15 protein-coding genes and 1 pseudogene are annotated in these 14,056 nt (G+C 37.2%); 9 read left to right on the forward strand and 7 right to left on the reverse strand.

The window, feature by feature from the left end; all coding sequences use genetic code 11:
• Positions 1-248: 248 nt before the first annotated feature.
• Positions 249-1,142: a class A beta-lactamase gene (gene bla, locus DWY84_RS16335; RefSeq protein WP_002575559.1), complete on the reverse strand. Its 894-nt coding sequence runs from the start codon at positions 1,140-1,142 to the stop codon at positions 249-251.
• Positions 1,143-2,264: 1,122 nt separating this feature from the next.
• Between bla and DWY84_RS16340 the strand changes: the two are divergent.
• The 3 genes and pseudogenes from DWY84_RS16340 to DWY84_RS16355 form a co-directional block, all read left to right on the forward strand.
• A pseudogene (locus DWY84_RS16340) lies at positions 2,265-2,726 on the forward strand (DUF6070 family protein); the annotation flags it as partial.
• A gap of 439 nt (positions 2,727-3,165) precedes the next feature.
• Positions 3,166-3,714: a hypothetical protein gene (locus DWY84_RS16350; RefSeq protein WP_118534373.1), complete on the forward strand. Its 549-nt coding sequence runs from the start codon at positions 3,166-3,168 to the stop codon at positions 3,712-3,714.
• Positions 3,715-3,822: 108 nt separating this feature from the next.
• Positions 3,823-4,818 carry a hypothetical protein gene (locus tag DWY84_RS16355; RefSeq protein ID WP_002596370.1) on the forward strand — a complete coding sequence of 332 codons (996 nt, stop codon included), beginning with the start codon at positions 3,823-3,825 and terminating at the stop codon, positions 4,816-4,818.
• 141 nt (positions 4,819-4,959) lie between these two features.
• On the opposite strand, the gene DWY84_RS16360 is transcribed toward DWY84_RS16355, so the two are convergent.
• The 5 genes from DWY84_RS16360 to DWY84_RS16380 all read right to left on the reverse strand — a co-directional run bounded on the left by DWY84_RS16360 (position 4,960) and on the right by DWY84_RS16380 (position 9,643).
• A complete protein-coding gene (locus tag DWY84_RS16360) occupies positions 4,960-6,765 on the reverse strand; it encodes a BlaR1 family beta-lactam sensor/signal transducer (protein ID WP_002596371.1) in 1,806 nt (601 codons plus the stop codon).
• Position 6,766: 1 nt separating this feature from the next.
• Positions 6,767-7,153 carry a BlaI/MecI/CopY family transcriptional regulator gene (locus tag DWY84_RS16365; protein ID WP_002596372.1) on the reverse strand — a complete coding sequence of 129 codons (387 nt, stop codon included), beginning with the start codon at positions 7,151-7,153 and terminating at the stop codon, positions 6,767-6,769.
• Between the two features lie 231 nt (positions 7,154-7,384).
• The gene (locus DWY84_RS16370) at positions 7,385-7,732 is read right to left on the reverse strand and encodes a helix-turn-helix transcriptional regulator (RefSeq protein WP_002596373.1); all 348 of its coding nucleotides are present in this window, start codon (positions 7,730-7,732) and stop codon (positions 7,385-7,387) included.
• Positions 7,733-7,949: 217 nt separating this feature from the next.
• Entirely contained in the window at positions 7,950-9,353 is a 1,404-nt protein-coding gene (locus tag DWY84_RS16375) for a relaxase/mobilization nuclease domain-containing protein (RefSeq protein WP_002596374.1), read from the reverse strand.
• Positions 9,302-9,643 (reverse strand): MobC family plasmid mobilization relaxosome protein, encoded by a 342-nt coding sequence (locus DWY84_RS16380; RefSeq protein ID WP_002596375.1) that lies wholly within the window; start codon positions 9,641-9,643, stop codon positions 9,302-9,304. The genes DWY84_RS16375 and DWY84_RS16380 overlap by 52 nt, the downstream gene beginning before the upstream one ends.
• A gap of 385 nt (positions 9,644-10,028) precedes the next feature.
• On the opposite strand from DWY84_RS16380, the gene DWY84_RS17505 reads away from it, so the two are divergent.
• The 6 genes from DWY84_RS17505 to DWY84_RS16405 all read left to right on the forward strand — a co-directional run bounded on the left by DWY84_RS17505 (position 10,029) and on the right by DWY84_RS16405 (position 13,466).
• The gene (locus DWY84_RS17505) at positions 10,029-10,190 is read left to right on the forward strand and encodes a hypothetical protein (RefSeq protein WP_014081113.1); all 162 of its coding nucleotides are present in this window, start codon (positions 10,029-10,031) and stop codon (positions 10,188-10,190) included.
• 3 nt (positions 10,191-10,193) lie between these two features.
• Positions 10,194-10,523, forward strand: a complete 330-nt coding sequence (locus DWY84_RS16385; protein ID WP_002596376.1) for an HTH domain-containing protein — start codon at positions 10,194-10,196, stop codon at positions 10,521-10,523.
• 541 nt (positions 10,524-11,064) lie between these two features.
• Positions 11,065-11,247, forward strand: coding sequence for a DUF6462 family protein (locus tag DWY84_RS17900; protein WP_002596377.1), 183 nt, complete (start codon positions 11,065-11,067; stop codon positions 11,245-11,247).
• A 107-nt stretch (positions 11,248-11,354) separates the two neighbouring features.
• Positions 11,355-11,537, forward strand: a complete 183-nt coding sequence (locus DWY84_RS16395) for a hypothetical protein (protein ID WP_002596378.1) — start codon at positions 11,355-11,357, stop codon at positions 11,535-11,537.
• Between the two features lie 46 nt (positions 11,538-11,583).
• The gene (locus DWY84_RS16400) at positions 11,584-12,816 is read left to right on the forward strand and encodes a site-specific integrase (protein WP_002596379.1); all 1,233 of its coding nucleotides are present in this window, start codon (positions 11,584-11,586) and stop codon (positions 12,814-12,816) included.
• Between the two features lie 68 nt (positions 12,817-12,884).
• The gene (locus DWY84_RS16405; protein WP_243024901.1) at positions 12,885-13,466 is read left to right on the forward strand and encodes a methionine--tRNA ligase subunit beta; all 582 of its coding nucleotides are present in this window, start codon (positions 12,885-12,887) and stop codon (positions 13,464-13,466) included.
• A 194-nt stretch (positions 13,467-13,660) separates the two neighbouring features.
• Here the strand turns inward: DWY84_RS16405 and tnpB are convergent.
• A partial coding sequence (gene tnpB, locus DWY84_RS16410; protein WP_147354312.1) for an IS66 family insertion sequence element accessory protein TnpB occupies positions 13,661-14,056 on the reverse strand: 396 nt, incomplete at its 5' end.

The following is a 14,056-nucleotide window of genomic DNA, read 5'->3' on the forward strand; positions in this document are numbered from 1 at the left end:
TGGAAGACGATAGCTAGTTACCCAGAATTTAAGCGCTTACATTTTAAGTATTCCAAATTGTTATAGAAGCATCCTTATTTATAGACTTTTCTACATATCCTTACAAAAAAGGTGAAATGCTTGAATTCAAGTATTTCACCTATATCGTCATAGAAGAATCTTATCTATGGTTCTTTTTGAGAGTTTCTAAGATAAAACTTTTGTAATTGTATTTTGGTATATTAATTTATTTTTGAGTGAATCAATTTTTATGATATTAAATCAAAGATGATTTTTGTGGCATCTGCTATCAGTTTATTGTCATATTCTGCATCTTGTTCTGCTTTTTTTGAAAGTACAGCTACAAATATAGGTTTTTTATTTGGGGGTGTTACAATAGCGATATCATTTCGTGTTCCGTAAGAACCAGCACCACTTTTATCTGCCACAATCCAATCACTTGGTACACCAGCGCGAATTAATTCATCACCAGTTGCATTATTTGACATCCAATCTATAAAAATCTCTTTTTTATCATCTGACAATATATCTCCAGTTGCATATTCTTTTAAATTTAAAGCCAATTGTTTAGGAGTACTAGTATCTCTTATATCGCCAGGTACAGCATCATTCAATTCAGTTTCTATTCTAGAAGGCTCACTTACAGTATCACCAATTTTACTTAATGATTGTTTAAAACCATTAGGTCCATCAAGAAGAGTAAATTGTAGATTTCCAGCAGTATTATCGCTTTGTCTAACTGCAGCATCACATATTTCTCTAATAGTCATTCCAGTATCTACTTTATCTTTTGCAACTGGTGCATAAGATAAAACATCTTCTTCTTCAAAATATATTACATTATCAAGTTCTTCAATAGAGTATTTTTCTAAAATGGCACCGGCAGCTAAAGCTTTATATGTTGAACAGTATGCAAATCTTTCATCTGCATTATAAGAAATTTCTTTATTAGTTTCTGTATCAAGTGCATAAATTCCTAATGTAGCATCATATTTTTCTTCCAGTTCTTGAAATAGAAAATCATAATCTGCATTAACATTTTCATTGCCATCAGAAATGTTTTCTTGATTATTACTACATCCAACAGATAATAATATGACAAAGATCATTAAAATACTTATGGTAATTTTGTTGTGTTTCATAACTTTATCCTCCTAAAATATAGATTATACATAGAATTTTGAATTTTTGAAGCATTTATATCATTTCATATAGCTAACTTATGCATTTGTAATATATTATCTCCACCTTTCAAGTTTTTCATTGCAAATCCATAATAAAATAGTAGTATTTACATTTTAAAGGATATGAGAGTTGTATTTGTCACAATATATAATTCTTTATTTAGGTTAAATTTAGTAAACCATTCATTTTAGTTGTGCTTACGAACTATAATCCAACATAGTTTATCTTTTCTCAACATATTTGTATTAAGATTTTGAAAATGTTTTGTCACCTCTCTTTATAAATAAAATGAATTCTATATGTATTTGTCAATATAAAATTTTAGTTGAGAAAATATAGCAATAAGTCTATTGTGTGAAGCACGCTTTAAATATTACAATAGTAATATTTAAAAGTCAAGCAAAATTTAAAATAATTTTTCCTATTGTATCTGAGCATAAAAAGTGAACTGAACCAATAAAAACGGACAATGACAAAAAGCCCCCTTATTTAAAATAATAGAATCACATAAGGAGCCTGTGGTTTCAACAAAAAACACTTGATTATATGAGCAGGTTTTGTTATAGCAAAAAGTAAATACACGCATATCAAATAATTGAACCAAAGCTGATTGCTATGTGTAAAGTAGGAAAAACCAATCCGTAAGCTTGTAAAATACTTTTAATTAGAGATTCGACAAATTGAAAACTGAATCAATTACTATAATCGGGAATAGACTCGTCTTATTGCTGGGCTTCTGCTAAAATACAGAGGACGTCCTAAAAAACAGACAGAACCAGCTAGTATCAGAGAATATCAGTAAGAAATTGAGTGCCTGAAGATGAAAAATGAACTTTTACGGAATTTTCTGCGATTAGAAGAACGGATGTGAGAGTACAGGTGCAATATGAGGTTATATACAGACACAGAGTATGCGATACATTATCAATGATGTATCATTTCTTTTAGGTATCTTGCTGTGGATATTATGATTTTCGAAAACAATCATGCAATTTATGAAGAAATATGGATAGAAAGTTGCTGACACAGAAAATGGGTAATAGATATTTCTTATATGTATATATAACAGGATATTTTATATGAGTGAATTGGATTATAACGGAATGTTTGAATATCTGTATGGAATGAAATATGGAGAAAAGTTCAATTCCGAAGATTATCCAAATGGTATTCCAAAAGAAGAATTCGAAAGTCTGATTATGGAATATCTTCCGATAACAGCGGAGCAGATACGAGAGTACGCAGTATTTGACGAGGAAAACCACACATATGATTGGGCTCGATTAGGATGTGGAAATTATGCACCTACTTTCTTTGGAACTTCTTTGCCAGAGGTCACGGATATCAAAGAAAATGATGATGAGACAGTCACGTTAACGGTGGAGGCGGTTTGTGATATGGTTATTTGCGATGATGCAGTCATAACCCATGAACTTACGGTAAGGTTTGCAGAGGATGGCAGTTTTCAGTATTTGGGGAATAAAATCCTAAATGACGGAATTATGCAGATACCCGATTATCAATACCGGATTAAAGAATGATTTGATAATAGAAGTATTTTGTGCTAATCTTACATATGTAAGAGAATGGAGGACACATGAAGAAATAAAGGACAGAGGTTATTATATTGTATTTTCATGGGGAAATGGAAATTCTCTATTGGAAGAATCGAATATACGTGGACACTAAAAAGGAGCAAGATGAATTATGAAATATATTTCCAAAATCAGTAAAATCAGTAGCTTCATATTTTACATATTTCTATTGTGCCAATTATGGCATTTATGCCAATATGGAAGCATTAGAAGTCATTTTTTTGGAGTAGTTATTTGTACAGTAGGTTTTACAGCGGCAGTTATTGTTTGGTTGGTTTCAAGAAGGAAGAAGTTAGAAGAGGATACGGAGAGGATAATTAACGATTGGGGGATTCCTTTTTGAATAGGAATCTCTTAACGTATTTAAGGGAAGGATGGAGTAAAAATGATTATAAAGTCTATTATGACCGATGAAGATAGAAAAGCATTAGAGTATATGCTTTCGTTAGAATATGCTATGCCATATCAATTACTTAAGACAAAATATAATAGAAGGAAAATTATTTATATAATGACACCAGTATTATTTTTGTTATCAATCGGCTGCTATTTTGTAAAGAGTTATCCGATGTTTTATGTGGGAATGGGGATTTCTATTATTGCATTGATTTGGATTATTTGGTTTCAATCTAAGGGAAAAAAATTTGAAAATAATGTCCATGAATTTGTATGGAATAAATCAAGATATAACAAAGTGGAAATTGATATTCAGGGAATAAAATTAGAAGATAAAAAGATCTGTGAACTTAAAGAAATAGATAGAGTCTTTTTGTACAAAGGTTTTTTCTTTCTCATAACGAATGAAAAGAAGTTACTTGTACTAAAAACAGTAGGTGTAGAGACAGAAGAACTTATTAAGATTATTAAAGAAGCTGATATCTTATTTGAAAAAAGAGAAGAACCATTTAATATTTATGAATATTGCAAAAAGTAGTAATTAAAAAAAGAAAAAACATGTCCCTTTTCGGAATTGTGTTCCCGCTCTCCATCAATGTATAAATATAAATTTGTAATTGTGTCTGCATGACAAGGAGGCTTTCAGATGAAAGATATTTTAAAGCATTATTCTAAGTATATACTCTTAGATACACTTGTAGCCGCTACGTTATTTGCAGGTGCTCACGGCATATTATCGCTTTTCCATCTGAAGTTTATAGAATGGTTTTATTATGCGGTAATCGGAATCATAACAATAGGAATATTGTTGGGCATATTTCAATTATTGCTAAAAATACGAAAGAACTATGTGAAATATGTAGCAATATGTGTTGAAGCCATTTGTCTCATACCTTTGACTTATATTTGCATTTTAATATTTGCTTTTACTTATAAACCGATGCATATAGTTGAAAAAGACGGAATAAAATGTGTTGCCTATGTGAGAGCCTTTCTGCGGGTATATGTTGATTATTATGAATACAGAAATCCACTTATTACAGGTGATGAAGTACTTTTTACTGATTACTTTGGAAAAGGCGGATTTGATCCATTTGTTGATGGTTACGAATATGATAGTATGATAGAAGAAAATGCTGCAATGGATGATACTACTGAAATAACTGATGATTCAGAAGACGAGAGAATAGATAATGAAAATATATTTTCTCAACAGAAGAAGGAGGATGACACAGCAATAGATACAGACAGTGACGGCTATCCTATGACAGAAGAATTTCAGTCCTATAAGAAGGAACTAACAGCTGTTGCAACTTATATCAGAAATACCGAGTCATACCAAGGAGTAAAGGCTGGGGATGAACTCAGCGAGTTTCTGGCATATAATATTTCGGCTAAGGGATATCCTTACGTTAATATTGCGGAGCAAGTATACGAGCAAGATGGTATTTCAACTATAGCAACGCATTACATTATTATTAATGAATCTTATGTTGAAAATGGTTCAAGAGAATATGTTTATCAAATTAAATTCAAAGACAAATCCGGTAATGAAGTAGCTTCCACCAAGGTTGTGGATTTCTATCTAATAGATACTGAGACATTGGAGATTACGGATGAGAAAACAAATGATTGGCATTAATTCGGGAAAGCACCCGATGATGTACAGAAAGCTGTAATTTAACAACTCACTTTTCCGAAAAGGGAGAAAAACATTTAATATTTATAAGCCTCGAAAAAACGAGTAAAAGTTAATTCTACAGTTAACCTTTACTCGTTTTTGTTATTTCTGTGATACCCAGATATTCATGTCTGATAAGATAGACATGGTTATTTCAGTTGCGTTGCCGCCAGTAGCATCGCTGTCTGCACTAATGTTGGTGGCAAAAAAGTATGTATTATCTGCAGTTTCGATATAACCGATGAACCATCCGTTTACATCCTGTCCATTCACACGGCCAGTTCCGGTCTTTCCGTAGAATGTTCCGGCATCGGAAGCTGAAAGGCAGATGGCATCTTTTACTGCATTGATATTTTCAGGGGCGAAGCCGAAACTGTTATTCTGCAGCTTGGTTAAAAGTTCGACCTGTTCTATTGGAGAGATTTCCAAGGAGGATTCCATCCAATAAGAGGAGAAATCGCCACTCATGTTTTCGTTACCATATCCGATTTCTTGAACATAGCTGTAAACGTCAGAGGTTCCAAGCTGTTCGTCTACTGCTTGAAAATACCAATTCACAGAGGAGTTCATTGCAGACTGTAAGGTCTGATCTGCGTTCCATGCTTCAAATGGATAGGTTTCTCCATTCCATGCAATGAACGAATTTTCCGGTGTAATGACGCCTTCTTCCAATCCGAACAAAGCATCGTATATCTTGTAGGTGGAGTTTGGAGCAACCCGTAAGGTGGCATGCTCCATGTCATGTATACTCCATGCATCGTTTTCCAAATCGTATAAAACAAAGCTGCCTTCGTATTCTCCGAAGTATGTGGAGAGGTCTACATAGGAAATATTCTCAGAAGAGGAATCCCATTGGTAGTGGCTTCCATCTGCTGCGTATGTAGAAATAAAAGGTGCGAATCCAAGGAGAAGGACAGCAGTCAACATGAATGCAGTCATACCTTTTACTCTTTTTATAAATGTCGGCTTCTCATAAGATGCAATGTTGATAATTCTCCGTTTCATCTGCTTCATGTTTCCACCAAGACCGGCGGCAAACGGAAATGGAGTAAGTGAAATCTTTTCCGCAAAATTGATCAGTGTATTACCATAATCTGCATAATCATCCTCCTCAAGCATCTTTAAAACAGAGGTGTCACAGGCAACCTCTCTGTCATTACGCATTTCTTTCAGAGCATACCAGACAAGAGGATTGAACCAATATATTACTCCGGCAAAGTTCATTAGATAGTTGGCAATAGCATCTTTGTGCTTATAGTGCTGTAGCTCGTGTAACAGCATGTATCGCATGTCCGATTCGTTATAATCTGAGATGAGATGAATCGGCAGATAAATACAAGGTTTCAAAAGCCCCACAATAATCGGAGATTTCAAAAATGCAGTACTGTAAACATGGAGATTTCTGTTAATTCCCATTTCTTTCATACATCGATGATATAGTTTTCGGACTTCCGGGTTCTGAAGGGGAAGTGCAGATTTTTTCAAGTTCTGTAAGCGGATAGAGGACTTGATTACCAATATAATCATTGCAAGGATGCCTACAAGCCATATTCCAAATAGTATGTATCCGATGCTGGATGGAGTCTCACTATTTACCGAAAGGGCAAAGTCATTCATCCAGTCTGCATTTCCGGCTGGATTGATCCCAACAGCTTCTCCTATGGCGGTTCTGGTGCCAGAAGTAGGAGAACTTTTCAGGCTACTGAGCCACGAGAGAATTTGCGGAAACCCAATTAAACGGAACGGTATAAAAGGAACTACCAACAATCCAAGTAGCAGGAACCACAGATTATACTGCATCCGGCTGGATAGGTTGCCTTTGAATATCCGCTTGGCTATCAAAAGAATTCCGATGATACCGCTGATAAATACATTGCATATTAAAAAGCGTATCATAAAATCAGCCATGTTAATTACCTCCTTTTTTTGACCTCTTGGAAAGAAGAGAGCGGAGAGTGTCTATTTCCGTTTCGGACAGTCTGTCATTTTCTATATATGCAGACAGCATGGCAGTGATGTCTCCATCGTAGTATCGTTCTAGAAAAGAGTTACTTTCCTGACCGATGTATTCACTTTCTTTCACAACTGGAGTGTAAACAAACACCCGACTTTGTTTTTCATAAGTCAGAACGCCCTTGTTCACTAGACGTTTAATTAGAGTTTGTATTGTTTTTGGACTCCAGCTCGTAGTCTGTAATAATTTATCAGTTATTTCATTGGTGCTGATCGGCGCATGTTTCCATACGATTTTCATAACTTCAAATTCAGCTTCAGAAATCTGTGGTAAATCGCTCATTTCAAATCCCTCCTTAAATCTTACGGCTGTAATAAAAATATTATAGATGTTATTTGTGTAGTTGTCAATTTAAGAGAAAATAGATTGACTTGAAATCTTACTTATGTAATAATTCAAATATTACATAAGTAAGAATTAAAAAAAGGAGTGGAATCAGGATGATTGAAATTGTAAATAAAGTGCTTTGAAAATAAGAAAACCAATAGAGTCACAAGGAGTCTATTGGCATTCTTACAGAGTTGGATGGTCTTGCTTGTGCAGCAGATCAAGCAGATAACGAACCATAGGCAATAAATCCGCAGCCTCCTGTTCCGTGCAGTCATTCAGCAGGGTCAGGAGTTTTTGGAGATTTGGATGTTGGTTTGCGTTGGCTGGGTAGAAAATCTTATCGGCGGGTATCTTCAGATATGTAATCAAAGGATACAGCTTATCATATTTGGGGTTACCACGTCCGGCTTCAATATTTAGTATGGTGCGGGTATCCATATTAAGAGTTTCAGCCAGCTTTTCTTGTGAAAGTCCGAGTTCGGTACGGGCTTCACGCACTGCAATGGCAAGAATTTGTTTTATGTCATGCATTATAATTCACCTCGATAGTAGTTTACAATACCTATTAAAACGAGTGAATTGCAATAGAATACAGTGTAGATATGGAGCGTAATACATGGATGTAAAGTATGGGAAAATACATAGAAAAAGAATAGTGAAAAGTTTTGAGATAGCAGCATATTACACACTAAGGTGTATCGCAAAGAAGTATAAAACTTCAACGCGATACACCTTTTTTGTGGGGAAATCAGAGCGTTGTAAAGTCTTTTTCCGGTTTGTGGTTTGTGGTCTGTTCCTGTCCCGGAGTCCGGTCAAGATACTGGTTCAGATTATCCAGTTTTCGGTTGAGAGCCTGTATGTCTTTTTCAGCAGATTTATAGGTTTTCTGCAAGGCTTCTTTCTTGGCATACAGAGCATTGTAATCATTACGAAACTTATCAATATCAAAATGTTTTAAGCTGATTCCAAAGCGTTTCAGCATATTTTCTGCACCGTCATGGAGCAGGAGTTCTGTTTCATGGTGGCGGAGATAAGCGTCAGGGTCTTTCGATTTCCGGTAACGGATGTGATAGATATGATTGCTCTGATATTGTTCAGCGTATTTCAATATCTGTCCTAAATCCTTTAGCTGACGTTCTGTTTCCACAAGACTGTTCCGTGCGGTTTTTGCAAGAACAGACTTACTTTCAATCTGTTTTTCAAGCTCGATGATAGAACCTGCTTTACTGTAACTGCTGGCAGCGATTTTGAGATTTTCAATCGCTGCCCAATGCTGCAGACCGGGGCTTTGCGTGAACTTTTCTTCCGAGGTGTCAATGAGCGTTCGGGAAGAATAATCCTTGATAAGAGGTTTCTTTCGGGCAGGGAATGGGACACGTTTTTGTGTCTGTGCTAAAGCCTTTGTTTCTACCCGTTCCTTAATCCGTTCTTTGGTGTATTCTGCACCCAAAGACTTTAAGCTGCCACGGACAAAATGCTCCCGGTCAAGGGGGCGGAAGGAAATGTACTTTAAGGCGTTTCCTCCAATGGTTTCGCCTTTGATTTCATAACCTTTTGCCCGTATCAGCTCCATGCACTGTTCATATGTATCAGCGTTTTGAATTGCTTCATCAATGTCCTGCTTGAGCTTGATTTTCCACGAGGTGCCATTTCTGCCGGATGTCCATTCTTTATAACTTTTACCACGCTGGTTTGTGGGAGAAATGACGGATAACTGATGCTTGGAACACAGCTCATCATTCAGGCGGCGAATGTGGTAGTAGGTCTGTTTACAGTCATGATATTTTTCGTGATTCACATTATCTGCGGCACAGAAAATGATGTGGTTGTGAACGTGACCTTTATCAATATGAGTGGAAACGATATAAGAAAATTTCCCCTCTAACAGCTTGTTGGCAAGCTCCACACCGATCTGATGTGCTTCCTTATAAGATACCTCTCCCGGAGCGAAAGCCTGTATCAGATGAAAGGCTTTGTTGGGGTCTGCCTGATTTGTTTTTGACAGAGCAAATTTGAAGTCAAAGGCAGCGGTTTCAGGACTGCATCCGAAGGAAGAAATGAGAATACTTTCATCTGTTTTTTGGGGATTACAGATATAGTTTACTGCCTTATGGACGGTTGCCTGGATAGCATGGATTTTTGTGATTGCCATACCTGTTTCATCAGCTCCTTTACTTCGTTTACATCGGCTTTATAAACATTGCCAGTAGCATTCATCCGCTTGGCAATCTGGTTCAGATTATTGCCGATACGGGCGAGCGTGGTGTTGTATTCCCGCAGGTGTTCGTAGTTTACATCGTAGACATAGCCATACAAAATCAGATGCCGAATAAATGCGGATTTGCTCTTCATGCCGGAGGCTTTCCATTTCTGATCTAAGATGTATTGCTCGTCATCGCTGAGATAGATTTTAAGTTCATTTTGTCTTTCTCGGTTTGCCATTGCAGTATCAGTCCTTTCCTTATTTGTATAAAAGATTTTCAAATATGCCGTAGCCGGCGGTTGTTTTTTGCTTTTAGGGGGACAGGGGGATATGCCCCATGCAAGCCAATTTCTGCAAGTTTTCACTTGGTAGAAACTTGCGGAAATGGTGCCTGTGAGGGAACACAGGCAGTGCTTGCTATTCTTCTGCAAATTACCCGTAGGGAATTTGCGTGTTGCGTGAGTATAGGCGAGCGGTTTGCAACACAGTAGGGCGTTACCGCCCTTGTTATGGATAGCGTTGATAATTCGACTTTGCAGTTGGGCAGAAGCAATAAAAAACTGCCACGGTTCATAAGGGCATGGATTGCCCGTAAAAACTCCATAGCAGTTTGTGTGACTTTTTATGATTTTTGATTCTATCCATAATGATTTTATCAATGGGAAAGGGGAAAGTCAATGGCTGGAGAGAGATAAAAGATTTACAGAGAAATTTAGGGGAATAAGCAAAGATACTGCATATTCTGCATTTAAAATTAGAATTGGAAAACCAGAAGAGAGGGGGTGAAGCATGAATACCGTACATCGTAGAACGGAAATAATCAATATTCTTATTATCAGACGACATACAACAGCGAATGAATTGGCACAGGAATTTGGCGTTTCCATTCGCACGATACAGTATGATATTCAGGCTTTAACTCCGGTTTATCCGATTTATACAAAACAGGGAGAGAACGGAGGAATTTTTATAAGAGAGGATTACAAGCCTTATGCCAATTCGCTGACACCTATGGAAGTAGCTGCCTTGCATGAATTATATGATTGGACGGAGGGCATACATAAAAAAGTTTTATTTCAAGTTCTAAGAAAATATGGACCGGATAAATTACAACTTTGATCTTGTCATTCTGATAAAGCACATAATTTTTACAGAACCGTTCATAGCAGACGGAAGTGTGCTTATGTGCTTTTTAGGCTGACAATTTCAGCTTTGATTTTATCCAAAATGCAGACGATGTCTGCGATTGTACCTTGACAATTTCATAAACCAATGCGTACAGGACGTGTGGAATATGTGGAGCCGCTTTGAGGATACGCCATAAGACACCTGCTTTTGCCTTTGGCAGAGGTGGATACGAAGGAATATTGAAAGCAGATATTGAAGTTAAGGTGTGGAGCGAGAAATATCCGGCATAAATGTGTAGCAGTTACACGGAGGCGTTGATACATATTTTTGATAATGATACTTCCGGCTTAGTCCGGTCAGATAAGATGACGGTGCGATACCGATGTGGGTAGTGTAATGAGCTGCCACCTGTACGGATTTTTTAATATCTTCCAATAAAAGCATATTTGTTTGTTAAGTATGTTTTTATTGGCAGATATGCCATAACCATAGCAAGAGAAAAAGAACACACTTTGAAAAGGTAGGTGGAAGAATGCAGGCAAAAGTGAACACAAAAAATTTTATAAGGTATGACGAGGGTGCGGAGAGGTATTCTATGAGTAAACACAGCTTTATGAAATTGGCACAGGATGCTCGTGCTGTTTATAAAATTAACCGTATCACATTGGTAAACGTGAAGATTTTTGAGGAGTATTTGGAATCTTTTCGGGCGTAGACATGATAAGAAAGAGGAAAACGAATTATTGTATATCAAAAAGCATTTGACTTTTTGATATACAAGTAGTAAAATGAAGTCAGGTTATGAAAGGCAGGTGTTGACGGATGGCAAGAATGGGTAGACCTAAGTTAGAAAATCCGAGAAGTGAAGGTGTATTCATCCGTCTTACAAAAGATGAGCATACAGATATAACAGAGTATGCCAGCTCTCATGATCTGACCATAACACAGACGCTTGTTCAAGGATTTAGAAAGCTGCAAGAGCAGGATAATACCGAGAATGAGTAATGGCATTTGTGACCTCTTTCTTATATTGAGAGGAAGGTGGTACATAATGTCAATGTCGAGAAAAGATTCAAAAGGCAGAGTATTAAGGAAAGGCGAAAGTCAGAGGAAAAACGACGGAAGGTATATCTACCAGTACACCGATTCGACAGGTAAAAGGCGGGTCGTTTATTCAAATGACCTGTTGGAGTTAAGGGAAAAGGAAAAAGAACTTGTTCGCAATCAGTTGGACGGTCTTGAAAGCTATTGCAGTGGAAAGACAACTTTGAACTATGCATTTGACAGGTATATTTCAACGAAGTATGATTTGAAAGAACACACACGGGTAAATTATAAGTATATGTATAACCGTTTTGTCAGAGATACTTTTGGAAAAAGAATCATCAATGATATAAAGTATTCTGATGTGAAATTCTTTTATTGTTCGTTGATGAACATATTGGGGTTACAGGCGAATACATTGGATAATATTCATACGATTCTGCACCCAACCTTTCAGATGGCAGTTAGGGACAATGTGATACGCAATAATCCGGCAAGCGGTGTAATGGCAGAAATCAAAAAGGCGAATGGAAAGAATAAGGGCATAAGACACGCACTTACATTGGAACAGCAGAGAGCATTTTTGAATTATGTATCGAACAGTCCTGTGTATTGCCATTGGTTGCCACTGTTTACAGCACTTTTTGGAACGGGATGTCGCATAGGAGAAATGATAGGGCTGCGTTGGGAAGATTTGGATTATGAGAATAAAACCATTAGTATAAACCATGCGGCTATCTATCGAGTAATGGAGAATGGAAAGAGTGAATTTCATATTTCTTCGCCAAAGACAGAAGCCGGGATTCGTACTATTCCGATGATGCAGGCTGTAGAACAGGCATTTAAGGATGAATACGAAGCACAGAAAGAAACCGGTTTTAATGTGCAAGTGGTTGATGGTATGAGTGGGTTTATCTTTTGCAATAAAGACGGAATTATCCATAAACCCAGCGTAATCAACAGTGCAATCAAAAGAATTTACGAAGCCTACAATGCCGAAGAAATTATTAAGGCAAAACGGGAGAGCAGACGCCCGGTATTGATTCCTCATTTTTCGTGTCATCATATCCGACACACATTTTGCACCAGATTTTGTGAAAATGAAAGAAATCTGAAAGTGATTCAAAGTATTATGGGTCATGCAAATATTGAAACAACGATGGATATTTATGCGGAAGCAACAGATGTGAAGAAAAAGGAAGCAATTAAAGCTCTGGAAAATAATAGTGATATATTTTAGGAAGAAGTCCTTGCAAGGGGACGATTTCCAAGACAAACCTGACATCAAAAAAGTCAGAATACATCAAAATGACATTAGTTTGTTGGATTTTGGTGGACAAATATGGACTGGCGATATATAATGAAAATCGTGTAAAAAAGCGTTTATCAACTTATTTGGACTGTGGTGGATTAGCTTCGGTTATATTCCCGACTATGAAGTCCCTGGACGCTGATAAGAAAGCTTCCAAGACTTCCGAAGCAGCTCCAGCAGTGAAAGCTGAGCCTGAAAAGATTGATTTTTCTAAGGTAAAGATTGAGCCCTTGTTTGAGGAAGCAGTTGATTTTGACACATTCAGCAAGTCAGATTTCCGTGCAGTAAAGGTTAAAGAGTGTGTTGCAGTACCGAAGTCAAAGAAACTCTTACAGTTTACGCTTGATGACGGAACAGGCACAGACAGAACTATTTTAAGTGGTATTCATAGCTTTTATGAGCCTGAAGAACTGGTTGGAAAAACTCTTATCGCTATCACAAATCTTCCACCGAGAGCTATGATGGGTATTGACTCTTGCGGTATGCTCCTCAGTGCTATTCACGAAGAAGAAGGAGAAGAAAAGCTCCATCTTCTGATGGTTGATGACCACATTCCGGCAGGTGCAAAGCTCTATTAAGATGATGTAAAGATGTACCGTTTCACCAAATAGACGGGACGTACTTCATTTGATAAAAAACTAAAAAAACAGCGATTTACATCAAACTTACATCAATTGATGCAGAAATCGGTACAAGCAAGAAAAAATCGCATAATTAGTGCAATGAGTGGGCAATTCCAATCGGAGTTGCCCATTTTTAAAACGTAAACGCATCATAGCAAGTACCTTGCCAACCAAAAGCCGCTTTTGCGGCTTCGCTTAATTGATCTTCTTCGGTTTTCGGATGTTCTCTGGTTGTTTGGCCGGATGGGATGCTTCGGTATAATCTCCAGGCCCTGCATTAACATTGCGTACTGCTCGGATGATATTTCCAGAGCTTCTTCTGCAGAACGCGGCCAGCTGAATGCACCATTATCTAATCTCTTGTAGAGAAGCAGAAAACCATCACCTTCCCAGAGAAGACCTTTGATACGATTTGTTCTCTTACCACAGAACAGAAAGAGCGTATTTTTATCGTAAGGGTCAAGTTGAAAGCGGAATCGAATCATCGTTGCCAAACCATCTATGCCCCTGCGCAGGTCCGTATAGCCAGCTGCAAGATAGATCTT

The sequence above is a fragment of the Clostridium sp. AF27-2AA genome, from assembly GCF_003478505.1.
Classification (GTDB): Bacteria; Bacillota; Clostridia; order Lachnospirales; family Lachnospiraceae; genus Brotaphodocola.